Source organism: Bradyrhizobium sp. S3.2.6 (assembly GCF_040546885.1).
Lineage (GTDB): Bacteria > Pseudomonadota > Alphaproteobacteria > Rhizobiales > Xanthobacteraceae > Bradyrhizobium > Bradyrhizobium cytisi.
The window spans coordinates 140,707-164,858 of record NZ_JBEPOS010000016.1 but is presented as its reverse complement, the minus strand read 5'-3'; the positions used below and the strand labels follow the sequence as shown (position 1 = coordinate 164,858).

Sequence of the window (24,152 nt, the reverse complement as noted above, 5' to 3'; positions counted from 1 at the left end):
ATAAAAAACTATGAAAAATCATGTGGCTACTGAATCCTTACCGGCGCCTGGAGACCTCTCCGTCAAACTACGGAGAATGGTCCGCGCGTGGCGCGGTTGGACGGTATCTTGCTGCCACGCTGGTGCTACTCGGACCGACGTTTGCGGGAACTCCGCAGGCGTTCGCGCAGCAGGCGAACCAGCCGGGGTTCGATCCACGCCAGCAGGAGAAGTATTTTGAAAACCAAACAGAGCAGGAATCTCTGAACCGCCCTCCGGTGAAGTTACCCTCGGTTGGCCAGCCGAACATTGGCGGCGACACCAAGCCACAATTTGTCCTGCGCGGCATCAACATCAGCGGCGCCCACGTCATCTCCCGGGATCGCATCGCCGTCCTCTATCAGCCCTATCTCGGCAAGAAGGTCTCGCAAGCCGATCTCGCTGCGATCGCCGGCGCGATCAGCGATCTCTACCGCGGTGACGGCTTCCATCTCAGCCGCGCGATCGTGCCGCCGCAGGACATCGCCGACGGTCGTGTCCGGATCCAGGTGATCGAAGGCGCGATCGTCCAAGCCGATCTGAAGGGCGACGGCGCCGAGCAGTTCGGCGTGAGGCCGATGCTCGGGCCGGTCCTGGCCGAGCAGCCGTCACGTCTGGCAACGCTCGAACGCCAGCTCTTCCTCATCAACGGCAGGCCGGGCGTTCGGATCACCGATACCGCGCTGGAGGAGATCAGCGGCGCAACCGGTCGCTTCCGCCTCACCGTCTTTCTGAAGACCTGGCACGTCTTCACGTCGTTTGGCCTGGATAATCTCGGCTCGTCGTCGGTCGGCCCATGGCAGACCTACGCGACGGGCGCCTTTAACTCATACCTCACACCCGGCGACACGCTCGCGGTGAACCTGTCGACCATTGCCAACGATCCGCGCGAGCTCGGCTTCGCGCGGTTGTCCTATGACGCGCCGGTCGGCGTCGACGGGGTACGCCTCGGCGCCTCCGTCCTCTATAGTGCAGTCCGGCCAGGTGACGCGCGCCGTCTCGACGGCGACATCACCACAACGGAGGCTTTCGAGGTGCGGGCAAGCACCGTTCCCTTCATGTCGCAATCGTCCGGACTGACGCTCACCATGGCCGGGACCTTCAGCAACGTGTCGGAGCACGACCTGTTCGGCCCGTACTACAACGACCACATCAGGACCGCGAGCCTCACCGCCGACTACCGGCTTCAGGATCGCTTCGGCGGCACCAACTACGCAACGCTGACCTATCGCCAGGGCCTCGACGTCTTCGGCGCCTCGCATTTCGACGATGATCTGTTGTCGCGCGATGGCGCGTCCTCGAATTTCTCAGTGCTGAATTTTTGGTTCACGCGCTACCAGACCCTCAATGACGACTGGTCGCTCAAGCTCTCGGCGGCAAGCCAGACCGCGTCGCGGCCGCTGTTCACCTCGCAGCAATTTTATCTCGGGGGTGCAGCCTTCGGCCGCGGCTATGGTGCGGCCGAGATCAGCGGCGATAACGGTCTTGCCGGCTCGCTCGAGCTGCGCTTCGACCAGAAGCTCAATTTCCGTTACTGGAGCGGCTACCAGCTCTACGCTTTCGGCGACGCCGGCGCAGTCTGGAACGATGGCTACCGTCTGAGCGACGGCTTGGCGCTGACGTCGGCCGGTGCTGGCGTGCGGTTCTTTCTGCCGCAGGATTTCCAGGCGGATTTCGGCGTCGCCGTGCCCTTGAGCTACCGGGCGCCGGACAATGAGCGCCGCAGCCCTCGGTTCCTGTTCACCCTGTCGAGCGCGTTCCGGCTTTGCCCCGAACGCGGCAGGGGCGGCTGTCTCTAGCCGCGCGGTCTTCGCCTCGATGCGGCCCTTTTGGGGCCCTTCTCACAGACTTGCTCACAGACTTGCCTAAATTTAATCCCGTAACGTGCTCACGATCGCTCGATCCGGGGGTTTTCGATAGCCATGTTCAGTCAAAAGTGATTGAGACGGAACCATGAAGAGGGTGTTTGCAATCCTGGCCTTTCTCTGCGTCCTCGCGGCGGGCGAATATTTCGTCGTCAGCAAATTCGCGATCCGTCACGAGATGCTGTCCTTGTTCGACGCCGCGCGCCAGCGGCCGATCTCGGTCGACATTGCGGTGCGGCGCGACTACGAGACCAAGGCCAATCTTGGCCTGTGGAAGCTTCCGGTCGCCATCATCAGCAATGGCAACACGGTCAAGGCAACCGAGTATTCCTTCCTCGCCAACATACTTGCGGCGCGCGGCTATCTCGTTGCAAGCATTCAGCAGGATCTGCCGAGCGATCCGCCCCTGATGACCCATGTCGGCCAGAAATATGTCGGCCGGCGCGGGGTCTATATGCGTTGCGAAGCCAACATCCTCTACGTGCTGAACACGTTGAAGGGGCGCCAGGAGAACGCAGACTACGATCACATCACGCTGGTCGGTCATTCCAATGGCGGCGACGTCTCGATGTATGTCGCCCAGCAGCATCCCGAGCTGGTGTCGAAGGTGATCACGCTCGACAATCTCAGGGTGCCCTTCGTGCACAACGACCGAATGAAGATCCTGTCGTTCCGCTCCAAGGATCCGCATTTTCAGACCGACCCCGGCGTGCTGCCGACGCCCGAGGAAGCCAAGGCACGCGGCATCGACATCATCCATACCGCTGCGCAGCATACCGAGATGAGCGATCGCGGACCCGACTCGGTCAAGGAGAAGATCCAGGCAACACTTGACCGCTTCCTGCGCGACAGCGCCAGCAGCGCACTCGCGCCGGCCGATACGACCACCCCGATGATCATGAATCCCGGTGACTACTAGCCGGGATCCTTTGCGGCAGATCAAGCTTTGCGCCAAGCGCGCAAACAAGCCCTCAAAATGCAAATCCCTGCCGGGTGAACCGACAGGGATCAGCAGAAAGGATGACAGACGGCGAATGAGGTTCACCCGGTGGCCCGTCATGGACCTGCACCGGAATTGAAAGGCGCAACGCGTCAGTACGCAAGATCAATTTGTAAGCACACGGCCGTGGTGCGGGACATCCGAACTTTCCCTGGTCAGGATTTGTCCTTGCCCGGCTGCATGAAATTGCCGGTCATCTGGCGCATGTGATCGCCGGCATTGGTGAACTGGCTGCGCAGGAACTCGGACTGGATTCGCATCGCTTCCTGAAGGTCGGTTGCGTGAACCAGCTTGCGAGCGTGTTCGAACGCCGCCTTCATGTTCTGCTCGGTAAAGGCGAGCGCCTGCTTGGATACGTCCGCACTCGCTCCGGGAACGGACGACATCGATTTGGTGGCGGCATCGAAAAACATGCCGAAGGCCCTTTCGGCCTGGTCAATGGTTTTCTCAGCCAGGTCGCGCAGTTCGGCCGGAACTTCGAGCTTCGGTTCGATCATGGTCGCACTCCTCCCTCTTTTTCCTGACTGATTAGCACATTTGTCGCGCCGCCTTCCAGCGGCCAGGCGCCAGCAACGGACGCCACCTGGCGGTCCGCTTGCCGGTCTGAAGGGTGGCAAAGCGTAATATCGGCCCGTGGCCGGGCTCAAGACAGCGGGTGTTCGGGGATGGTCTCGTCGGTGACGAGGTCTTCGACGAGCTTGATGACCTCAAAGCGCTGCCGGGGAGCGAGCTTGAGAAAGGCGCGCAGCAGGCGGAGACTTTCGACGGTACCGTTCGCGGGCGCGCCGAGCTTAAGATGCAGTTCAGCCGCGAAATTGAGGTTTTTCATCTCGCACCTATGACAGGACTCGGCTCTTCGTGGTCGGGCGTCGGCAGCCCGATGGAGAACCGCACGCCGTCACCGAACGCGATGGCGACGCCGAACTCTAGGTCGGAGCACCCGAGCAGGTCGGCATGCCGACCTGCAGATCTGAAGAGACTCGGCACGACCCGAGAAGTTGCAATTATGGCAAGGAACAACCCCTCGATCAAGCCAAACCGTAAGGCTAGCGATGCTTCGTCGGCATCGTGCTACGGCAATTCCGGATAACAGGAATACGCGCCGCCGTCACCCACCTGCGTCAAGAAGCAGCAATCGATCACGACGTGGCCCCGATCGCCGTCAATTAGACCTGAGTTTCCGCTTATTTCCCGTGTGGACGGAGATTGGCAGCCGCGAACTAACGCTTCTTCAGCGTATACACGTAATCGTTGAGTCCCGTTTCGGCGGTTGCATCGTCCACGAACGTCGGGGTCCATCCGATATTTCCCGCTCCGTGAACCGTTGTTCAAGATCGCACGACCAAGCGGTTGCGAAACGGCCACGCAGATCACGGGCGCCATGGCTGATGGACTGTTTGATTCGGGCGCGCGTCAGCACCAAAGGACGACGGCATGCTTTCTCGCTGCGATCTCATCAAGGGCGCCGCGGTTGCGCTTCTTACACTCTCTGCACAGGGCGCATGGGCGCAGGAGACCAAAATGAACCTTTTCAAGATCGTCACCATCAAGGACGAGATCGTCATCGGGCTATCGTCCGAGGAGCTTCAGGCGCTCGGCGGCAACGACGCGAGCGCGGTCGCGCACGCACTGGCGCAGAAGGGCGACCTCACGGCCTGGCAGTACAACGTGCATCGCGGGCAGAACGGTGAGATGCAGCAGGCGCCAACTGCCAAGATCGGGCTGCTGGCCAACGCCTCGCTCCGCGTCGAGCCCTACACCACGCCCTACCAAATCATGCCGCATCCGTGAGGAGCGATGGAGGACGTGCCGACGGTGAAAGCCGCAGGCACGTCCCGCTCAGCGGCGCCGCGCCGGCGCATCCGTCGCAAAGCCGTAGACCAGCGCCAGCCGGTCGAGGCATTCGCGAAAACGCCGCGCAAAATAGTCGTTCCAGCGCTGGGTGCGCACGGCGCGTCGCTCGCCGATCTGGTCCATCGTCAAACCAAGCACCAGCACGTCATGCACCAGCGCGGCGCCGTCGGTGCCAAGCTCGCGCTCGACCCGGTTCAGCCGCAATACGGCCTGGCGTTGGCTCTCGGTAATGGGCGCGCGCGAGCGCGTGCCGTCGACATATTCGCGGGTCGGATCCATGGCCTGAGGGCCCCGCTCCGCCCGCTCCCAGTCGTTCTGGTAGGCGCGGCCACCCCGATATTGCGCCTCGTCGACCTGGTGGTGCGAGTGCAGCCGGCCGAGCGGATCGCTGCGGATCGACCGCATCGCCACGATCTTCTCGTCCAGATCGAGCGCCAGCGGATTGTCGACCTCGACCTCCGCCAATTCTGCGTTGAACGGCAGATCGCGCAATCGGCGGTCGTGAAGCCCGGTCAATTTGTAGGACATGTTGCGTCTGGCACGTGCCACTCGAAAACTCCTTGCAAACTGAATTGAGAAGGGGCGCCGGTCAGGCGGCGGAGACCAGCCTCAGCACGGCGGCACCGACGCTACGGCCGGACGCCGCTCCAGGACCGCGGGTTAGATGCGCATGCGGCGCGCAATAGCTCGAGCCGAGCTGACGCGGGTGACCGCAGAAGCGGATCTCCTCTCCCTCCCTGTCACCGCCATAGGGATAGCGGCAATCGCCTCGCTCGAGCTCGAGCAGCGGGATCAGGCGCGGGCGGACACCGACACAGCGCAATTTGACCGGATTCGCCGGCCTCAGTGCCGATGGCGGCGGCAGGATCAGGCCGGGTATTGCAACACGAAGCGGCGAGAGGGGGCCGGGCTCGCCCGGCAAGGACGGCACGATCGATGGACTCGTCATGCGTTCGGGCTCGGCAAGCCCGAGCCGCTTGGCGCGGCCGACCACCGCATTGCGCGTGTAAGCCGTTCCAAACCTTGCGTTAATCTCCCTTCCGATCTCCGCATATGACAATCCCTTGAAAAAATAGTCGCGAAGCGCGTCGGAATGCTCCGACGACCAATGGCCCGGTTCCATGCTGCTGTCCTGTGATGCGCCCCGATGCACGATCCGGAGGCGGAACACACATTCCGTTATTCCGAATACGAAGTCAAGCAATAATTCTGATATTCATAATTGCATCAATTCCGAATTTCGGATTACAAGAGGCAGAGCCAATGGGCAATCGAGGGAATCACCATGTTAGACGTTGCGATGATCGAGCGGGGCCTGGAAAAGACAGGCAAGAGCAAGGGCGGGCTGGCCGCGGCGATGGGCGTTCGACCGGGCGCGGTATCGGAGATCCTCGGCGGCGAACGCCTGGTGAAGGCCTCGGAAATCATTCCGATCATGGAATATCTTGAGCTGAACCTCGCGCCGATCATGGGCCGCGTGGGTGCCGGCGCCGTGATCGAGCCGGATTTCGAGCAGGTTCCGCCGGAGGGGCTCGGCGACATCGCGCTGCCCTTCCCGATCATGGAAGAGACCGTCGCCTTTGAGATCGTCGGCGATTCGATGCTGCCCAAATACGAAAGCGGCGACGTGATCGTGGTCTACAAGGACCAGCGTCATCCGCTGTCGAGCTTCTACGGCGAGGAGGCCGTGGTCCGGCTCAAGACCGGTGAACGCTATTTGAAGACCATCGAACGCGGGAAAACGCCCTCCGTCGTCAATCTCAACAGCTTCAACGCCAAGCCGATCGTCGGCGTCAAGCTCGACTGGGTCGGAGAGATCTGTCTCTCCATGCCCAAGGGCCAGCTCGAGCGGATGCGCGCAAAGTCGGCCCGGCCCCGCAAAAAGGGCAGATAGCGCCAATTTCCGATTTCTGGAAATCTACCTTGACCTAATTCCGTTTTTCAGAAATACTCTGCCGCGCACCCGGCCTTGGGGCGCGCGGCAGGATCGTTTCATGCAGTATTTCGTCGTGATGATCGACTACGGGCGGCGCGGCCGCGAGGCGATCGTCGACCCCGAGATCACAAGGCGCGGGGTTGTCTCCCGCGTCACCTCAGGCGAGTACCAGAACATCTCATTCATCCACGAAATCGTGGAGAATTCGGTCGAGGACGTGACCGAGGCGATCCTGGCCGAGGCCGCGCTTCCGCAAGTTCCGCCTGAAGAAGTCGACCTCCAGGCGATCCGCCTCGATCACGCCCGCGACCTGCGCAAGCACGAGAAAGCTTGACGCAAGCTCAGGCAACCTGCGCCATTGCTCAATCCGGGATCACACCGTCAGAACGGTCGATCCCGTGGTCTTGCGCGCGGCGAGATCGGCATGCGCCTTCGCAGCATCCTTCAGCGCGTAGGTCTGGTGAACCTCGATCTTGACCGCGCCGGACTTGACGACGTCGAACAGCTCGTTCGCCATCGCGACCAGATTCTCGCGCTTGGCAGCGTAAGTAAACAGCGTCGGGCGGGTGACGTAGAGCGAGCCCTTCTGGGCGAGCAGGCCGAGATTGAGCGGCTCGACCGCCCCGGAGGACGCACCGAACAGCGCGGCGACGCCGAGCGGCGCGAGGCAGTCCAGCGACTTCAGGAACGTGTCCTTGCCGACGGAATCATAGACCACCGGCACCTTCTTGCCGCCGGTAATCTCGTCGACGCGCTTCACGAAATCCTCGCGCGTGTAGATGATGACATGGTCGCAGCCATGCGCCCTGGCGAGTTTTGCCTTCTCGTCGCTGCTGACCGTGCCGATCACGGTCGCGCCGAGATGTTTTGCCCACTGGCTCAGGATCAGGCCGACGCCGCCGGCCGCCGCATGCAGCAGAATGGTATCGCCGGCCTTCACGCGATAGGTCTGCCGGATCAGGTACTGCGTGGTCAGCCCCTTCAGCATCATTGCTGCCGCAGTCTTGTCGTCGACACCGTCAGGCAGCTTCAACAGCCGGTCGGCCGGGATCAGCCGCGCCTCGGAATAGGCGCCGAGCGGTGATGCACCATAGGCGACGCGATCGCCCGGCTTCAGATCGGTGACGCCCGGCCCGACTTCCTCGACAACACCCGCCGCCTCGCTGCCGAGACCGCTCGGCAATGGCGCGGGATACACACCCGAGCGGTTGTAAATGTCGACGAAATTGAGACCGACGGCAGTGTGGCGAATGCGCGCCTCGCCCTGCCCCGGCTTGCCAACATTGACCTCCTCCCAGACCAGGACTTCCGGACCGCCGGTCTTGTGAAAACGAATGGCATGGGTCATGGGCGTTGCTCCCTTATTGTTGCGTTGATCGTCCGAGAAAAGCGGATCGGCCGGAGAAATAGGCATTCGGCCCGCCCGTTACAGTCCAAAGACGTAACAAGAATGTCACAGCGAACGACAAACCCTCGCCGTTCCGCCTCTGTTCGAAAGAGTTGATGACGACATCGACGCGGCCGGCAGTAGCTTTTGCGCGGGGTTTGGTGGTCGCCTGCGAAGGAGAGCCGAGATGCCAGCTTATGTACAGCATCATCAGGATGTCGAGATCGCGCCAGTGATTTGCCCGACATGCATGGGGTTCCTGCCGATGTATGTGCGCGAGGTCGAGCCGCACTGGAGCCTTGCCAAGATCGACTTCGTCTATGAATGCGCCGATTGCGGCGCCGAGGTCAGGCAGACCATCCGCAAACCGGAGCTGCAGCGGCACTGACCGCACCGCCTCCTAAGTATTTGCGCTGAGCGGAAAAACCGGCCGCAAGCGCGGATCAGGCCCGTCCCAAACGAGGCTTGTTCTTTGCCGGGAACGCAGGCAGAACAAGCCTCAAGCAAGACCTTTGGGAGCGCCCTTTCGTGGCTGAACAGAAGGCCTCGACCTCGATCGAGGCAGTGGAGAGCGGCCTCGCCGCGCAAGGCTATATCGCGAGCCGCCAGATCGCGACCGCCGTTTATTTGTCGCAGCAGATCGAAAAGCCGATCCTGGTCGAGGGCCCTGCCGGCGTCGGCAAGACCGAGCTTGCCAAGGCGATTGCCGCCTGGCGCGGCCTGAAGATGATCCGCCTGCAGTGCTACGAAGGCCTCGACGAGGCCAAGGCGCTCTATGAGTGGAAATACGCCAAGCAGCTGCTCTACACGCAAATCCTCAAGGATAAGCTCGGCGAAGTTCTTGGCGGCGCGCAGACACTGCACGCTGCGCTCGAACAGCTTCATGATTTCGGCGACGTGTTCTTCTCCAAGGAATTCGTCGAGCCGCGCCCTCTTCTCCAGGCGCTGGAGCAGCCGGGCGGCTGCGTGCTCCTGATCGACGAGATCGACAAGTCCGATGCCGAATTCGAATCGCTGCTGCTGGAAATCCTCTCCGACTTCCAGGTCACGATCCCCGAGCTCGGCACCGTCTCGGCGATCACGCCGCCGACGGTGATCCTCACCTCCAACAGCGAGCGCGATCTCGGCGACGCCTTGAAGCGGCGCTGCCTGCATCTGCATATCGGCTTCCCCGAGCAGCGGCTGGAGGAGCGCATCGTCGAGAGCCGCGTCCCCGGCATCTCGCAGACCCTGCGCCGGCAGATGGTCGGTTTCATCCACGAGATCCGCTCGCTGGATTTGAAGAAGCTGCCCTCGGTGAGCGAGACGATCGACTGGGCGCGCGTGCTGGTGCTGCTGCAGGCCACCGAGCTCGACACCGAGATGGTCAAGGACACGCTCAACGTGCTCCTGAAATACGAGGCCGATATCGAGGCAGCTCACCCGCAAATCACCACCTTCATTGCCAAGGCGGCCCGGTCCAACGTCTTCGGTTGACGTCCGATGCGCGAGAACCTTCATCGTTTCTTTCGGGCGGCGCGCGGGGCCGGTGTCCACGTCTCGCCCGCCGAAAGCATCGACGCGATGCGCGCCGTCGCGCAGGTCGGTTTCACCGATCGCGCCGTCCTGCGCGACGCGCTGCTTCTGACGCTCGCCAAGTCGCAGGACGAGAAGCTCGCGCTCGGCGACTGCTTTGATCTGTTCTTCAGCCAGCCCGAGCCGCGACAGGATCAGCCTGAAGCCGACAACGCAGACGACGCCTCTCGGGACTCGGACCAATCGCCCTCCTCAAGCTCGGCCGGCGATGCGGGCGAAGGACATCCTTCCGAAGCATTGGGTCCACTTGCACAAATGCTGATGTCGCAGGATCGCAATGCGATCTCGGCCGCCATCGCCAGCGCCTCCGGCGCAGCTTCGCTCTCCGACATTCGCTACTCCACCCAGCGCGGCATCTTCTCCAGCCGCATCCTCGACGCCATGGGCCTTCAGCGCCTGCGCGACGATCTCGATGAATTGACGGCAACCAATCCCGCGCTGGCCGAGCGCCTGCGGGCCGCGCTCGATGGCCTGCGCGAGGCCGTGCGCGACACCGTCTCACAAGGGCTTGCGCTCTATGCGCGCGAAGAGGCCGAGAACCTTCGCAACGAGATCCTCCGCAATGCGCCCCTCGCGCGCATCGAGCGGCGTCAGGTTGCGGAGATGCGCGCGCTGATCCGCCAGATTGCGCGGCGGCTGCGCGAGCGCTATTCGAAACCGCGCAAGCGCCAGCGCCGGGGCCATCTCGACGTCCGCCGCACGCTTCGCCGCAACGCTGCCTGGGGTGGCGTCCCCTTCCTCACCGCATGGAAGCGCAAGCACCGTGACCGGCCGAAGATCGTGGCGATCTGCGACGTCTCCGGCTCGGTCGCGCAGGTCTCCGACTTCTTCCTGCTCCTGATCCACTCGCTGCACGAGGTAGTCGACGACGTCCGCTCCTTCGCATTCTCGTCGCATCTGATCGAGGTCAGCGAGATCCTGGAGAAGAAGTCGCCCGAAGAGGCGATGGCCGAGATCATGTCCAAGGTCGGTTTCGGCTCGTCCGATTACGGCTCTTCGCTGGTCGATTTCGAAAAGGACTTCATGAGCGCACTGACGCCGCAAACCACGGTGATCGTGCTCGGCGATGCCCGCAGCAACAATCTCGACCCACGTGCGGACATTCTGCGCCGCGTCTCCGAACGATCGAAGCGACTGGTCTGGCTCAACCCCGAAGGACGGCTCGCCTGGGGCTTTGGCGATTCCGAGATGCCGCGCTATGCGACCTTTTGCAGCGTGGTGCGGCAGTGCGCCACCGCGCAGCAGCTCGAGCGCGCGGTCTCCGATATCGTTGCGACTTACCAGTAAGTCCCCAGCTCACGCCAACATCAGCTTCGCGCAAGCTCCGCATGAACGACATTGCACTCGCGAAAGTGATAGGCAATTTCGTCGAGCGCGCGCTGTTCCCATTCCCGGGCCTGTGTAAGCCAGAAAACCCGACGCTCAAAATCGCGCGCCGCACGCTCGCGACACAGGGATTCCTGACTGCGAATCTCCACCAGCCTGTTCATGCACTCACACTCCTTGTCGTGTGAAGCCATTCCCCGTGAATCAGCGTAGCAGAATCACGAACCCGGTGTCTCACCGTTTCCATGCATATCGCGACGCAGAATGAGACAGCAGCGCTTCCCATGCACTGCGGCCGCCGCAGCGCAACATCAAGAAGATCATCAATTAGTGATCAATGATCGGGACAATCATCATGTCCGGGCGATCTTAACTATTGTGGCGCAATAGACTGCGGCAATTCGTGAAGAGAAATTCTAAACAGCTCACCGAATTCCCGACTCATTGTCGTCGCACGGTCTTCATGCAGCGCCGCTAACAGGGGCGCGCGAACGTGACTATCGCTTGAGGCAACATGAACGACGATTTCGACTTCGATCTTTCGCCGGATCAATGGGCAGCCCTGCGCACACTTCGTAATCCCGTAGCGAACAATCGCCTCGCGAAGGCCTATCTCGTCGACAGCCTGGTCAAGCTTGGTCTCGTTGTCATTGATGATGGCGTGCCCGCGATGACCCCCATCGGACGCAAGGTGCTCGTGCGCGGATCGTGTCGACTGCTGGACCTCGCGGCTTGACGCACGCGTCAAAAGATCTGTGCGATCACGATCGCGTATGCGACGAACACGACCCCGAGTCCCCACACCATCGCCGGAATCTGCGACCGCCGGCCGACCGCCACTTCGAGAGCGATGTAGCTCAGCGTGCCCAGCGCCATTCCGTTGATGAGGTTGTTGGTCAGCACGGTGACGAGCAGCGTCAGCACGATCGGAACCGCGTTGACGAGATCGGTCATGTCGATGCGGGCAAGTCCTTGCATCATGAGCACGCCGACGAGCACCAGTGCGGGCGCGGTCGCTTGCGGCGGGATGATGACGAAGATCGGCCAGAAGAACAGTGCAAGGAAGAAGAATCCCGCAACTGTCAGCGAGGTCAGGCCGGTGCGACCGCCGGCCTGCACGCCGGTGATGGATTCGATGTAGGCCGTGACGACGGAGGTCCCTAGCAACGGTCCGACGATGGAAGCCGTCGCGTCGGTCGCAAAGGCGGCGGTAGCATTCGGGATCGAGCCATCGGGCTTGCGCAAATTGGCGGCCCCCGTCACGCCGATCAGCGTGCCCAGCGTCGAGAAGAATTCGGCGCACAGGAAATAGAACAGCAGCGGCAGGGCCACGACGAAGTGGCTGAAGAGATAGCCGATGTCGAGCGCCATGAAGGTGCTGGTCGGCCAGCGCGGCCAAGCCATGATGGCTGATGGCACTGACGTCACCATCTTGCCGTTGGCGCCTGGGACGAAGAAGCCGATCAGCGTGAGCACCGCGATCGACAGGATCAGCGCCGCCGGCACCCGGCGCGCCACCAGCACCGGCGTGAGCAGGAGGCCGGACAGCGTCAGCAGCACCGGCGGGCTGCGCAAGGAGCCCATGGCGACATAGGTCGACGGGTTCTGGACCACGAATCCGGCGCCCCGTAGCGCAATGAAGACGATGAGAGTGCCGACCGCAGCCTGGATGCCGATCTTCAGCGCTTCCGGCACGTCCTTTGCGACTTTCTCGCGCAGCTTCGACAGGCTGAGGATCAGGAACAGCACGCCGGTGAAGGCGACCATGGCGAGTGCGCCCTGCCAGGGCATCCCCATCTGCTTGACGATGACATAGGTGAAGATGACGTTCGAGCCCATCGCGGGTGCTACCGCAAGCGGCAGATTGGCCCACAGCCCCATCATCACCGAGCCGACGATCGCGGCGAGCGCGGTGGCGCTGACGAGATCGGCACGGTCCATCCCAGCGTTGGACATGATCGCAGGATTGACGGCGATGATATAGGCCATCGCCGCGAACGTCGTCGCGCCGGCCATCACCTCGCGACCGACGCTCGTGCCACGCCCGGTGAGGTCAAAGGTACGATCAAGCAGTCCCGAGGCTGCGCGCGGTGCCGGCTCGGCAGGAGCGGCTTGCGGCTTCGTCATCTCGTTCATCCCAGTTCTCCCCTACCAGACCACCGGGTGCGCTTCGCCGGTCTGCACATTGATGAAGCCGAGCGGCGCCTGCTCGCACGGCGCCACCAGCACCCAGCTCCAGGGCGCACAGGTCAGCGTCGCAAACATGAGCCTCTCCGGAAATCCCGGATACCAGCGCGGCCGGAACGTCGGCTCGTACATCCAGTCGACCTTCCGACCTTCCGCATAAAGCGCCTGCATCTCGTCATCGAGCGCCTGCGCCGAACGGCAGCTCATCAGCCCGCCGACCTCGAAACGCACGGTGGCAACGAGCTCGCCCTCGCGCACCAGCGCCCAGCCGCCCTGAAGCTCGATCAGCGCGTTGACCGCCTTTGCCATCGCCGCGTCGGACGAGCCCACCACCCAGATGTTGTGCTTGTCGTGCGCCACCGAGCAGGCAACCGCCGTCTCCGGCGTACGCGGACCACAGCCGCGCCAGAACATCTTTGCGATGCGCCCATCGCCGGAGAAGCGATCGACGATGGCGAATTTGGTGATGGCCTCGCTCTCGTCTCGCTGCACGGCACCGTCACGGACCGGCAGCTCGAGAGTGTAGAAGTCGGGATGCCAATGGAAGGGACGGATCACCGCCGCCTTCATCGTGGCACGGCCAGGCGCGGCCGGCAGTTCGAAATCCTGAGGCTTGATCGAGCGCTTGATGTTGATCGTCTTCGTTGCCCAATCCGGCCACTGGATTTCGGGCACCTGACCAAGATAGCGCTTGCCCTCGGAGACCTGCGCGCCATCGGCCCACACCTCGGCGATCGCGAGCTTGGCGACGTCCGAGAGCAGCACGACGTCGCCGAAACGCCCCGGGGCCAGACTGCCGACGAACGGCGTGATGCGCATATGCCGCGCCGGGTTGATGGTGAGACACTGGATTGCGATTTCAGGCGCAAGACCGGCTTCGATCGCAACCCGCGCATTGTGATCACTGGCGCCGAGCTCGAGCGTGTGGCTGGCACTGCGGTCATCGGTGGTGAACGCGATCTGCGACCAGTCCTGCAGACCCTTCGCGAGCAGCCATTTCACGATCTCATCCATCGCGTAGACACGCAGCTCGACGAACAAGCCGCGGGTGAGCTTGTCCCAGGTCTCTTCCGGAGTCTGCACTTCGTGGTCGGAGGCGAGCCCCGCCGCGGCGAAGGCGTTGATGGAAGGCAGATCCCGCAGGCCGGAGGCGTGGCCTTCGACGACGCCGCGCGCTGCGAACGTCGCCTCGATCATGCCCCAGAGCCGCTTGTAGGAGGGATTGTCGGGATTCCACACCGCCGGCCAATCCATGACCTCGTCGAGCCCGGTGACCATCAGGCTCTCGCTCATGAAACGCGCCTGCTCATCGTGGCCATACCAGCCGCCACCCCATTCGTAGGCCGTCGGCGGCACCGCCGATCCCGGCTGCGGAAAGATCTTGAGCGGCGAGCCGCGGCGCCGTGCCTCGAACCAGAATTCGAGATTGCGCGCGCCGTTGACGTTGGAGAACTCGTGGCTCGCCTCGCAAGTCCAGGTATTGCCATGGGGCAGCACCAGTGCCGCCTCCCATTCCGGCGTCAGATGCGAGCTTTCGATGTGCTTGTGCACCTCGCCGAAGCCGGGGACGGCCGCAAGATCCGGCCGATGCACGCGCTCGCGGACCTCGCCGGGATAGCTGCCGGCCGGCCCGACCCAGGCAATGCGCCGGCCCTTGAAGACGATCTCCTGATCCTCGCTCCAGGTGCGGCTGTGCACATCGAGCAATCTGCCGACCCGCAAGGAGCGATCGGCCGGGCGCCGGCCGAGCGCCGTCAGCACCAGGTCCTGGCGGATGCGAACCTCGTCGGGCGCGTTGATCAGGAGGTCGTCGGGGATTGCATTCATGGCCTGCCTCACTCTACGCCGGCGCTCTCGCGCGCGGTGGTTCGCTTGCGCGGCGATCTGCCGGCCTTGCCGTTGCGCGCCGCAGCGGCATCGCGCTGACGGACATCGTTCAAAAGGGTCGTGAGCGCCCACTCGACCGTGTCGGCGATCTCGACGCTGGACATGCCAAAGTCCTCACGCATCGCATTCCAGGCCAGCACGTTGTTGAGATAGGACGCGACCGCCTCCGCCTGGCGGACCTCCTTTGCGGGGAGGTGCCGCGCCAGCGGCGCCATCGCCTTGCGATGCTGCTCGATCAGGTGCCGCCGGAAGCCGGCACGCACCCGGCGGCCGGCCCGCGTCATCGCAATCGCGCGCGCCAGGTTCGGATGACGGTCGAACCGCTTGCAGAGCTTGCGGAAAATCTCCGGCAGCTCGTCGGGCGAGGTGAAGGGAATATAGCTGAAGACGTTGTCCTCGATCCACTCGCCGGCCGCCGCAAACAGCTCAGCGCGGGTCTTGAAGTGCCGATAGATGGTTCGCTCGGCCACTTTTGCGCGCTTGGCGACCGCGGCCATGGAAATGTCGTCGGCCGCCTCGTCCTCCAGCGTCTCGACAAAAGCCGCGACGATGCGCTGCCGCGTCATCTCGGCATATTCGTCGCGAAGGCTGGCGACATGTCGCTTTGCTGTACTCATGTCATAAGTCTGACATCAGGCGGATTGGAGGGTCAAGCCGAGACTTGAGGCACACCCCGCCGCGACAATGGGCGTCGGCATGCTCTGGGGCCGGGCGGCCCATGCGGGCACGGCTATGCCTGCCGCCTGAAAAATGGACTTTTGCGCGCTGCCAAAATCGGATTTGCTCTGCCGAGAACTGCGCGCAACGGCGTCGCGCGGATGGCAAGGAAGCCGACGGAGGGAGCTGATCATGAACGGGCTGGGCGGGTTGAACAAATCGCCTGAGGGCGTGGTCATCGGACTGGTTCAATTGCAATTGCCGGTCGTCGTGACCAAGGCCGATCTCGCCAAGCAGACCGAGCGCATCGTCTGGATGGTCGGCAAGGCGCGCCGCAATCTCTCCACCATGGATCTGGTGGTGTTCCCCGAATACTCGCTGCACGGCCTCTCGATGGACACCAATCCCGAGATCATGTGCCGGCTCGACGGGCCCGAGGTCGCGGCATTCAAGAAGGCCTGCATCGACAACAATATCTGGGGCTGCTTCTCCATCATGGAGTTCAACCCGCACGGCAATCCCTACAATTCGGGCCTGATCATCGACGATCACGGCGAGATCAAGCTCTATTACCGAAAGCTCCATCCCTGGATTCCGGTCGAGCCGTGGGAGCCGGGCGATATCGGCATTCCCGTGATCGAAGGCCCGAACGGGGCGAAGATCGCGCTCATCATCTGCCATGACGGCATGTTCCCGGAGATGGCGCGCGAATGCGCCTACAAGGGCGCTGAGATCATGATCCGGACCGCTGGCTACACTGCGCCGATCCGCGACGCCTGGCGCTTCACCAACCAGGCCAATTCGTTCCAGAACCTGATGGTCACGGCCAACGTCTGCATGTGCGGCTCGGACGGTTCGTTCGATTCCATGGGCGAAGGCATGATCGTCAATTTCGACGGCACCGTGCTGGCGCACGGCACCAACGGCCGGGCCGACGAGATCATCACAGCAGAAGTGCGACCCGATCTCGTGCGCGAGGCCCGCATCAACTGGGGCGTCGAAAACAACATCTACCAGCTTTGGCACCGCGGCTATGTCGCGGTGACGGGCGGCGCGATGGACTGCCCCTACACCTTCATGCAGGACATGGTCGCGGGCACCTACCGGCTGCCATGGGAAGATCAGGTCAAGGTCACCGACGGCAGCTCCTGCGGGTTCCCGACCCCGAGCCGGATGTACGGCAAGACGGCGAAAGCGGCCGAATAGCCCGCTTTCTGCAAAAGACGCGACATTCTGGCACGGTTGTTGCTCCTATTAACGATCAAGACGTCGTTGAAACGGGGGATTTGTCATGTCGACCATTGCCGCGGCCCCGGCCGCAGAGCGCAAGCCACTTTACGCCTCGCTGTTCGTCCAGGTTCTGGCGGCGCTGATCCTGGGCATCATCCTCGGCGTGGTCGCCCCGGACTTCGCCATCAGCCTCAAGATCCTCAGCGACGCCTTCCTGAAGCTGATCTCGATGATCGTGGCGCCGATCGTGTTCTGCGTCGTCGTGCACGGCATTGCCGGCGCCGGCGATCTCAAGAAGGTCGGGCGGGTCGGCGTCAAGGCGTTGCTCTATTTCGAGGTGATGACCACCGTGGCGCTCGTTGTCGGGCTCATCCTCGCCTACCTCTTCGGTCCCGGCCATGGCATGAACATCGATCCCTCGACGCTCGATGCCAAGGCGCTCAACACCTATGCCGACAACGCCCACAAGCTGCAAGGCGCCGGCATCGGCTCCTTCCTGCTCAACGTGATTCCCAGCACTTCGTTCGACGCGCTGTCACGCAACGACGTGCTTCAGGTGCTGTTCTTCGCGGTGCTGTTTGGCGTCGGCCTCGCGCTGGTCGGTGGAGAAAAGGGCAAGCTCGTCACGTCGATTATCGACGCGGCGTCAACCGTGCTGTTCCGCGTCATGGGGCTGATCGTCCGCGTCGCCCCGCTCGGCGTGCTGGGCGCGGTCGCCTACACGGTCGGCAAATATGGCGTCGGTTCGCTGAAGCAGCTGGTCTCGCTGGTGATGCTGTTCTACGTCTCGGTCGGCATCTTCGTCCTCGGCGTGCTCGGCAGCGTGATGGCACTCGCCGGCATCAACATCCTCAAGTTCCTCTCCTACCTGCGCGAGGAGCTGACCATCGTGCTCGCGACCGCCTCCTCCGACGCGGTGCTTCCTCAGATCATGAAGAAGCTGGAGCGGATGGGGGTGAAGGATTCCGTCGTCGGCCTCGTCATTCCGACCGGCTATTCCTTCAACCTCGACGCCTTCTCGATCTACCTGACGCTTGCCGTCGTCTTCATCGCGCAGGCCACCAACACGCCACTGTCGTTCGGCGATCTTCTGCTGGTGTTGGGCGTCTCCCTGATCACGTCAAAGGGCGCGCATGGCGTACCGGGCTCGGCGATCGTGATCCTGGCCGCGACGCTGAACGCAGTGCCGAGCATTCCGGCGATCGGCCTCGTGCTGGTGCTGTCGGTCGACTGGTTCATCGGCATGGCCCGCGCAGTCGGCAACCTCATCGGCAATTGCGTTGCGACGGTCGTCGTGGCCGCCTGGGAAGGCGACCTCGACCGCGCCAAGGCAACCAAGGTTCTCGGGGGCGGCGAGCTCGTCGACGTGACCGAGGGCTAGGCCGCGGCGCTTAGCGCAAGTGCCCACGCTCAAAATGGCTGCGCTCCGCTGCTGTTAGCGGGGGCCTGGCTGCATTCGCCGGCGTTACCGCAGCGAACACGGCGGTGCTGGATCGCTGCGCCGCCAGCACCAGCACGTCGACGCCGTCGGCGGTAACCTGCATCGCATAATCATGACCGCTGAGGAGCCGAGCCACCACCCGCCGCAGTGGTCCATCGAAGACCCCCGTGGTCTGCGTATCGAGCGCATCGATGGTGCGATAACGCAGATTGAAGTGCTCTTGCAGCGCAGCCAGCACATCCTGGAGCGAAGCGTCGTGGACTTCGAGGTGCACGGCCTCCGGCCTACCTCCGACCTTCACTTCGGCCGACGCAGCTTGACCGAAGGCCAGGAGAACGGCAGACGCGGTCAAAAGGAGCAGCGATGGTCGCAGCGTTGTCATGCCAGCTCCGCCTCCGGAATCTCGCGCGCCAGGCGCTCGCGCAGCGGTTTCAGCCGATCGGCATGGTGACGCCATTTGCCGACCGAGGAGGCGTAGACCGGTCGGCGCACCTGTACGGCACTGGCTGTTGCCGATGGCGCCGGGCTTTCATGAAAGCGCATCACCCCATCTTCCCAGGGCAGCCCGAGAAAGCGGATGATGTGCTGGCTTGCCGCCGTCTGATCCCGCACAATATCCTCGTAGTTGATTTCCATGAGCACATCCGGCGGCAGCACAGCGCGCCAGTGCCGCGACAGACGGCGGTACGCCAGATAATACTCCGCAAGCTCGGTCTGCTGATATGAGAACGAGAACTTCCCGCGGAAGTGCGCCTTGTAGATCGCCCAGCACGAATCGATCGGATGCCGTTGCACGAGGATGATCTTCGCGGACGGAAGCGCCGCGTGAATGAGGCCACAATAAAGGTAGTTCTCCAGCGTTTTGTCGATGAAACGCACATTGACCGGCACGCGAAGCGCCGCGGCTGAATCCAGATAGCGCCTGCCGATGCCTTCGGGGTCGCGGACGCCCGGACCCTTCGCCATCGCGCGGCGCATCTCGGCCGCGAACGCGCCGGTCTCGCCTGCGGAATGCATCGCCGAGTGGCTCGCGATGATTCGCTCCACCAGCGTCGTGCCGGTGCGCGGCAGGCCGGTGACGAAGACTGGCGCAGCGTCGGCATAGCCGCTCGGCGCTGCATCGATCCAGCATCGCGTGTGCGCCTGGATTATGGCATCGATCTCGGTAATTTCGGCGGCCGGATCACGAGGAAGCGATCGACGCTGCAAATCGCAGCCCGCCTCGACATGATCGAAGGCGCGCCCCCAGAGTCCCACGTCCTCGTATTCCTTGCCGAGCGCAAAACGAAGCATGATTTCGCTCGAGGTGGACAAACCTCCCTCACCGATCAGCGCTTCCATCTCGTCGATATGATTGTGATTGGAGCTCTGAATACGCAGGTCCGATCGCAAATAGTGCGCAAGGCCGTAATGGCGGTCGCAGGCAACGGCCGCATCGCAATGCGCTTCGGCATCGCCGAGTGCGCCGATCATCCGCTCGGCAGCAGCCAGGTTGAAGAGATATTGCGGCACGCCCGGCCGCCCGAGGACGGCGCGACGAAAGAGCTCTCTCGCCCGCTGCTGTAGCCCGAGCAGACCAAACATCGCGCCAACCGCATCGAGCGCATCCGGCGTATCGTCGAGATGCCGTGCCGCGACGTCCGTCGCCGCACAGGCCTGACGTGTCTCGCCGGTCATGAACAGGCATTTCGCGCGCAATACCAGCGCAATCGGATTCGTCGGCGCGAGTGCGACGGCGCGATCGGCGCTGACGGCTGCTGCATCGTGCCGGCCTCGCAGCAGCGCAGTTTCTGTCAGCAATGCCCAGGCACGCCACTCGGAAGGATTCCGTCCGAGAATGCCCGCGCAGATCTGCTCGGCGACATCCAGTTTGCCTCCGGCAAACGCATCGCGCGCCGCATCGATCGAAGCGGCGCTCCCCGCGAGAGTAACATTCACGCGAAACACTCCATGCAACGAAGAGTGATGAGAAATCGACCCGGTGGCCAGTCAGCCTCCGGGTCGACAAGTCTAAGATTATGAGTTGTGATCACTCATCGTCACGATCATCGTCGCGACGATCGGCGAAATTGAAATTGCCGAAGAGATCGCCGATCGCAGGCCGGTTGACGGGAACGTAGGGATTGTCATCCGAGGCTACAGGGTTGGGCAACGTGTCGCGCGTCTTGGGCCCGAGCGGCTTGAGATGCCAGTTGCGCTCAACGAACTTGGTGATGGAGACGTGATCGCCATATTCATGCGACACGTGTCCGCCGCGCGAATATTTCGACACGACCAGCAACGGAATCCGTGTGCCGTCGCCGAAGAAGTCGACCGGCTGGATATAGCCGGAATCGTAGTAGCCGCCGCCTTCGTCCATGGTGATGACGACGGCGGTCGACTTCCAAAGTTCCTTGTTGGACTTCACCTTGTCGACGATGTTCTTGGTGAACGCCTCGAAAATATCCACACGCGACGACGACGGATGACCGTCGTTGAAAGTGCTCGGCTTGACGAACGACACGGCCGGAAGATTACCGTCCGCGATGGCGTCGTAGAAATCGAGTGTGTCCTTCATATGCGCATTGCGCTGTGCCGCATTGGTCATGACCGAGGCGGAGAACAGGAACGGATTGCAGATGTTGCAATAGAGATAGGCGACCGGGTCCAGCGCGCCGAAATTGGTGCCTTCTCCGGGGGCGGTCTTGAAGTCATTCCAACGCTCGCCGAAATAGGCCCAGGAGACATCGGCCTGGGTCAGCGCATCGCCGATATGCCGCTGCTTGATGACAGGCGGCAAGGTGAACGGACCGTTGTTGATCGGGTCGGTGGCACCGCTGCCGATATAGGCCGGAACGTAGTTGTTCAGGAGATAATAAGCGTTAGGCGCACAACGCGGCGACACATGGATGGCGTTGAGGTAGGTGACGACGGCGCCAACGCCGGGCTGGCTCGGATCGGCGCAGTTCGAATAGCTGCCACCGCCGTAGCCGTCGTTGAGATACCAGTTGTTCGTGCCAGGCGCCGGGTTGGGATTCTCGACCTCGTTGACATATTGCGGCGGATTGGAACCGGGGACCAGGACGTGGTCGGGCTTAGCGGGATCGCCCTTGTCGTCGGCATAATAGAGAGCATCGGCGTAGCCTATCATCATGTGATTGGCGAACGTGCCACCCATTACGCTCTGATGGAAATTGTCGTTGAGCGTGTACTTGCGCGCAAGCTCGGTCAGATAAGGCGCGTCGCCCCTGGCGACGTTGTAGAAGCCGAGCGCGATCGCACCTTCCTTCAGCGCGTGCGGGGTCGGATTGCCGTTGCTCCCCGAGGAGACGCTCGATTCCACAAAGGTGAAGAGATCGGCCTGGCAGCCGCTCGGATTATGGTGCGTGGCCTTGGCGACGTCGCAGTCTAGCTCTTGCCACATCTGGTAGAACCGGTGCACCGGGCTGCCGCCGTAGGTCTTGTAAAGGCTGGTGGGAGTTTCGCCGGCCTGTGCCAGTGTCACCAGCGGATAGGCACCATTCGGCAGATTGTCGAAATCCAGGACGCGCGAGTCCGGCGAATTGCCGGGCAGACCGGTCGCGCCAGTCGTCAGCAGCGGCAGGTCCTGCTTACTGAGGCCATAGTCGGCCTGCGCCGCGACTTGCAGAGTAGCGAGACATCCCGGACCATTGAGCGCGGCCTGATCGACGGATGTGTAGCAGGATTGCGGCGCGTAGGAGGTTCCCGGCGCCTGAACTTTGTTGGTCGTGTTGTTGTAAGGGGCCTTCTGGCCGGGGTTGATGGAGTAGGTGTTGTTGACCACGGCGGAGAATTGCGCCGACTTGGCGTAGTTCGGTCCGGGCAAGCCATCCTTGGTGATGATGCCCTTGGAAAGGAGGTTGTCGACACGCTCGCCCGGGCGGTGCGGTTCATAGGTCGCGAAGACGTGGTCGAAGGTACGGTTTTCGCCGAGGATGACGATCACATGCTTGATCGGCGACTCGGTCCGATCGCCGTTCCTGTTGCTCCCCCCGAGCGAATTGGCGTCGGCCGCATAAACGTCATATCCCATCAGCGACAGGATCGCGGCGGTGACCACGGTGCGATCGCGTAGACGTCGTGTCATTCTCGAAAGCATTGCACACCCCTTTGTTCTTTTCTGAAGGCTGAAAGATTGTTTCAGTGCACTTCAAGCTAGGGGGCGCACTTGTCAGAAGTGCTGCGCGAGGATGTCACTTGGATTACGCGATTATGACAACGTGCAGAGACACGTTGTCGCAACTGGCCGTCGCTTATGAATTGCTGCCAATGGCTTGCCGGCGATCTCACCCGAGGTTCGATCGCATGAAGGGCCCGGAGCGAGCGGGAAACCGCAAACTCGTTGAGGCGCCTTCAATCATTCCAATGGAGCAAGGGCGTTCCGGACGCCCTGCTCCAGACGGACAGGAAACGCGGAAACCAGGAATGCGCCACGGCACCTTTATAGGCCCAGGTGCGGTATTTCAGGCCCTGCTCGGAGATCAGCTCCTGATAGCCGCCGTGGACTTCGGTCGCAGTGCGAATGTCCTTCAATATCCCTTGCGCGCAGGCGCGGTAGGTGTCGCTCCCCGCGAACTCGTCAAAGTCCAGCATGCGGTCCGCGAACTCGACGTTGAAGGTCGGCCAGGACGAGCGCCCCTGATAGGCCGGCGCCGCGATCTTGTGGATCATCTTGTTCCGCGGATTATCCGCCGACACCAGGAAGTGGAACGTGCTGGGGATGCGGAAACGCGGCTCGGCAATGATCAAATCCGTCGTGGCCGCAAACAACGCGCGTTCGCTGGCATCGCTCATGTCCCAGAAGCCGCGATGCACGCTGACGAAATCCAGCGCGACCAGGGACACCGGCGTGCCAGCCGGTCCATCCAGCGAATGCCTGATATAGCCGTCCTTGCCGAACAGCCGGAGCAGGTCCCGCTTATACTGCCCGAGGTCGCGCCCAAGCAGCCGCTTCAGCTCGTTCTCGTCGACCACACCGAGCTGCACGCCCCACACGAAGGTCGTGTAGACGCAGGCATTGGTGACAAAACGCCGGCGCTCGGCGCGGGTGTCCGTTGCCGCAGAGCGAGGCCCGCTGGCATCGCACAGCAAATATCCGGCGCCGTCAGCCTCGAACGGCTCGAGCTCGCTTGCGAGCTTCAGGATTGTGCGCTTCAGATCGCCGCCGTACTCGGCCAGCAGCAGACGGCCGGCATGCGCGCATTGCGACATCGCCAGATAGGACGACGCCCGCGCCTCGGCGGAGAGCATCTGCCGGAGGCCAGCGAGAATGCCGAGCAGCGTGTCCGAAGGACGCGAGAAATAGTTCACGCCGAGATACCGGCCGCGTCCCGCCGGAACGATGGTCGTCGTCACGACGTCGGCGCGAACCGCCTCCAGCAGCAGGCGCACGCTCTTTTCGAGCAGGCGCGCCCGGCGCACCGCGTCCTGCGCATCCATGATGGTCTCGGGGTCGAGAACGTCGGGATAAAACCAGGCAAAGTCGCGCGGGTAATAGGCTGAGGCGTGCGGTGCGCCCGTGACGAGGAACGCCTCGGTCACCGAGAAGGCGCTGTCCATCGAGTGCCGGTAAAGGTCCTCGATGACTGACAAGGAATGATGCGACTGTCTCAGGAAGCGATCACCGAGAAAATTGACCGCCTGGAGCGCATTCGCGACAAAGGTCGCGGCCATGCCCTGGTAAAACCGGTTCTCTCGATGGGATGAAAGGGAAATATCGCTGTTCATCTGTGTAGGTCGGCCGATGTCTGGTGATCCCGGAGCTGGGCAGTCGCTATTCTAGCCCTGCC

24 protein-coding genes and 1 pseudogene are annotated in these 24,152 nt (G+C 62.7%); 11 read left to right on the top strand and 14 right to left on the bottom strand.

The window, feature by feature from the left end; all coding sequences use genetic code 11:
* Positions 1-20: 20 nt before the first annotated feature.
* Both ABID58_RS25525 and ABID58_RS25520 read left to right on the top strand, forming a co-directional pair.
* Positions 21-1,817 carry a ShlB/FhaC/HecB family hemolysin secretion/activation protein gene (locus ABID58_RS25525; RefSeq protein WP_354035480.1) on the top strand — a complete coding sequence of 599 codons (1,797 nt, stop codon included), beginning with the start codon at positions 21-23 and terminating at the stop codon, positions 1,815-1,817.
* A 154-nt stretch (positions 1,818-1,971) separates the two neighbouring features.
* Positions 1,972-2,802, top strand: coding sequence for an alpha/beta fold hydrolase (locus ABID58_RS25520; protein ID WP_148753436.1), 831 nt, complete (start codon positions 1,972-1,974; stop codon positions 2,800-2,802).
* A 236-nt stretch (positions 2,803-3,038) separates the two neighbouring features.
* Here ABID58_RS25520 and ABID58_RS25515 read toward each other — a convergent pair whose 3' ends face one another.
* Together ABID58_RS25515 and ABID58_RS25510 are read right to left on the bottom strand one after the other, a co-directional pair.
* On the bottom strand, positions 3,039-3,380 hold the full coding sequence (locus ABID58_RS25515; RefSeq protein WP_148753437.1) for a phasin: 342 nt from the start codon (positions 3,378-3,380) through the stop codon (positions 3,039-3,041).
* A 146-nt stretch (positions 3,381-3,526) separates the two neighbouring features.
* The gene (locus ABID58_RS25510; protein WP_027531907.1) at positions 3,527-3,712 is read right to left on the bottom strand and encodes a hypothetical protein; all 186 of its coding nucleotides are present in this window, start codon (positions 3,710-3,712) and stop codon (positions 3,527-3,529) included.
* A gap of 605 nt (positions 3,713-4,317) precedes the next feature.
* Between ABID58_RS25510 and ABID58_RS25505 the strand changes: the two genes are divergently transcribed.
* The gene (locus tag ABID58_RS25505; RefSeq protein WP_148753438.1) at positions 4,318-4,674 is read left to right on the top strand and encodes a hypothetical protein; all 357 of its coding nucleotides are present in this window, start codon (positions 4,318-4,320) and stop codon (positions 4,672-4,674) included.
* A gap of 48 nt (positions 4,675-4,722) precedes the next feature.
* Here the strand turns inward: ABID58_RS25505 and ABID58_RS25500 are convergent, their stop codons facing one another.
* Both ABID58_RS25500 and ABID58_RS25495 read right to left on the bottom strand, forming a co-directional pair.
* A complete protein-coding gene (locus tag ABID58_RS25500) occupies positions 4,723-5,286 on the bottom strand; it encodes a hypothetical protein (RefSeq protein ID WP_354035479.1) in 564 nt (187 codons plus the stop codon).
* A gap of 40 nt (positions 5,287-5,326) precedes the next feature.
* Positions 5,327-5,860 carry a GcrA family cell cycle regulator gene (locus ABID58_RS25495; protein WP_354035478.1) on the bottom strand — a complete coding sequence of 178 codons (534 nt, stop codon included), beginning with the start codon at positions 5,858-5,860 and terminating at the stop codon, positions 5,327-5,329.
* A gap of 162 nt (positions 5,861-6,022) precedes the next feature.
* Here ABID58_RS25495 and ABID58_RS25490 point away from each other — a divergent pair, with 162 nt between their 5' ends.
* Together ABID58_RS25490 and ABID58_RS25485 are read left to right on the top strand one after the other, a co-directional pair.
* Positions 6,023-6,631 carry a S24 family peptidase gene (locus tag ABID58_RS25490; RefSeq protein WP_354035477.1) on the top strand — a complete coding sequence of 203 codons (609 nt, stop codon included), beginning with the start codon at positions 6,023-6,025 and terminating at the stop codon, positions 6,629-6,631.
* Positions 6,632-6,731: 100 nt separating this feature from the next.
* On the top strand, positions 6,732-7,007 hold the full coding sequence (locus ABID58_RS25485; protein ID WP_354035476.1) for a hypothetical protein: 276 nt from the start codon (positions 6,732-6,734) through the stop codon (positions 7,005-7,007).
* Positions 7,008-7,046: 39 nt separating this feature from the next.
* On the opposite strand, the gene ABID58_RS25480 is transcribed toward ABID58_RS25485, so the two are convergent.
* Entirely contained in the window at positions 7,047-8,021 is a 975-nt protein-coding gene (locus ABID58_RS25480) for a quinone oxidoreductase family protein (protein WP_354035475.1), read from the bottom strand.
* A 226-nt stretch (positions 8,022-8,247) separates the two neighbouring features.
* Here ABID58_RS25480 and ABID58_RS25475 point away from each other — a divergent pair, with 226 nt between their 5' ends.
* The 3 genes from ABID58_RS25475 to ABID58_RS25465 all read left to right on the top strand — a co-directional run bounded on the left by ABID58_RS25475 (position 8,248) and on the right by ABID58_RS25465 (position 10,922).
* Positions 8,248-8,448, top strand: a complete 201-nt coding sequence (locus ABID58_RS25475) for a hypothetical protein (protein ID WP_148753444.1) — start codon at positions 8,248-8,250, stop codon at positions 8,446-8,448.
* 140 nt (positions 8,449-8,588) lie between these two features.
* On the top strand, positions 8,589-9,536 hold the full coding sequence (locus ABID58_RS25470; protein ID WP_354035474.1) for an AAA family ATPase: 948 nt from the start codon (positions 8,589-8,591) through the stop codon (positions 9,534-9,536).
* Positions 9,537-9,542: 6 nt separating this feature from the next.
* Positions 9,543-10,922, top strand: coding sequence for a vWA domain-containing protein (locus tag ABID58_RS25465; RefSeq protein WP_354035473.1), 1,380 nt, complete (start codon positions 9,543-9,545; stop codon positions 10,920-10,922).
* Between the two features lie 20 nt (positions 10,923-10,942).
* Here the strand turns inward: ABID58_RS25465 and ABID58_RS25460 are convergent, their stop codons facing one another.
* On the bottom strand, positions 10,943-11,125 hold the full coding sequence (locus ABID58_RS25460; protein ID WP_354035472.1) for a hypothetical protein: 183 nt from the start codon (positions 11,123-11,125) through the stop codon (positions 10,943-10,945).
* Between the two features lie 350 nt (positions 11,126-11,475).
* Here ABID58_RS25460 and ABID58_RS25455 point away from each other — a divergent pair, with 350 nt between their 5' ends.
* Entirely contained in the window at positions 11,476-11,697 is a 222-nt protein-coding gene (locus ABID58_RS25455) for a hypothetical protein (RefSeq protein ID WP_148753448.1), read from the top strand.
* An 8-nt stretch (positions 11,698-11,705) separates the two neighbouring features.
* Here ABID58_RS25455 and ABID58_RS25450 read toward each other — a convergent pair whose 3' ends face one another.
* Genes ABID58_RS25450 through ABID58_RS25440 form a run of 3 tightly spaced genes read right to left on the bottom strand, consistent with a single transcriptional unit; the run spans position 11,706 to position 15,652 of the window.
* Positions 11,706-13,097, bottom strand: a complete 1,392-nt coding sequence (locus ABID58_RS25450) for an NCS2 family permease (protein ID WP_354035471.1) — start codon at positions 13,095-13,097, stop codon at positions 11,706-11,708.
* A gap of 12 nt (positions 13,098-13,109) precedes the next feature.
* Positions 13,110-14,975, bottom strand: coding sequence for an adenine deaminase (locus ABID58_RS25445; protein WP_354035469.1), 1,866 nt, complete (start codon positions 14,973-14,975; stop codon positions 13,110-13,112).
* Positions 14,976-14,983: 8 nt separating this feature from the next.
* The gene (locus ABID58_RS25440; RefSeq protein ID WP_354035468.1) at positions 14,984-15,652 is read right to left on the bottom strand and encodes a TetR/AcrR family transcriptional regulator; all 669 of its coding nucleotides are present in this window, start codon (positions 15,650-15,652) and stop codon (positions 14,984-14,986) included.
* Between the two features lie 232 nt (positions 15,653-15,884).
* On the opposite strand from ABID58_RS25440, the gene ABID58_RS25435 reads away from it, so the two are divergent.
* Together ABID58_RS25435 and ABID58_RS25430 are read left to right on the top strand one after the other, a co-directional pair.
* Positions 15,885-16,898: a formamidase gene (locus tag ABID58_RS25435; RefSeq protein WP_354035466.1), complete on the top strand. Its 1,014-nt coding sequence runs from the start codon at positions 15,885-15,887 to the stop codon at positions 16,896-16,898.
* Positions 16,899-16,983: 85 nt separating this feature from the next.
* Positions 16,984-18,303 carry a dicarboxylate/amino acid:cation symporter gene (locus ABID58_RS25430; RefSeq protein ID WP_148753453.1) on the top strand — a complete coding sequence of 440 codons (1,320 nt, stop codon included), beginning with the start codon at positions 16,984-16,986 and terminating at the stop codon, positions 18,301-18,303.
* 10 nt (positions 18,304-18,313) lie between these two features.
* Here ABID58_RS25430 and ABID58_RS25425 read toward each other — a convergent pair whose 3' ends face one another.
* The 5 genes and pseudogenes from ABID58_RS25425 to ABID58_RS25405 form a co-directional block, all read right to left on the bottom strand.
* Positions 18,314-18,745, bottom strand: coding sequence for a hypothetical protein (locus ABID58_RS25425; RefSeq protein ID WP_354035464.1), 432 nt, complete (start codon positions 18,743-18,745; stop codon positions 18,314-18,316).
* Positions 18,742-19,947 (bottom strand): sulfotransferase family protein, encoded by a 1,206-nt coding sequence (locus ABID58_RS25420; protein WP_354035498.1) that lies wholly within the window; start codon positions 19,945-19,947, stop codon positions 18,742-18,744. Before ABID58_RS25420 ends, ABID58_RS25425 begins: the two co-directional genes overlap by 4 nt.
* 138 nt (positions 19,948-20,085) lie before the next feature.
* Positions 20,086-20,301 (bottom strand): annotated as a pseudogene (locus ABID58_RS25415) (hypothetical protein); the annotation flags it as partial.
* Positions 20,302-20,392: 91 nt separating this feature from the next.
* Entirely contained in the window at positions 20,393-22,450 is a 2,058-nt protein-coding gene (locus ABID58_RS25410; RefSeq protein ID WP_354035463.1) for an alkaline phosphatase family protein, read from the bottom strand.
* Positions 22,451-22,716: 266 nt separating this feature from the next.
* A complete protein-coding gene (locus ABID58_RS25405; RefSeq protein WP_354035461.1) occupies positions 22,717-24,090 on the bottom strand; it encodes a hypothetical protein in 1,374 nt (457 codons plus the stop codon).
* Positions 24,091-24,152 lie beyond the last annotated feature (62 nt).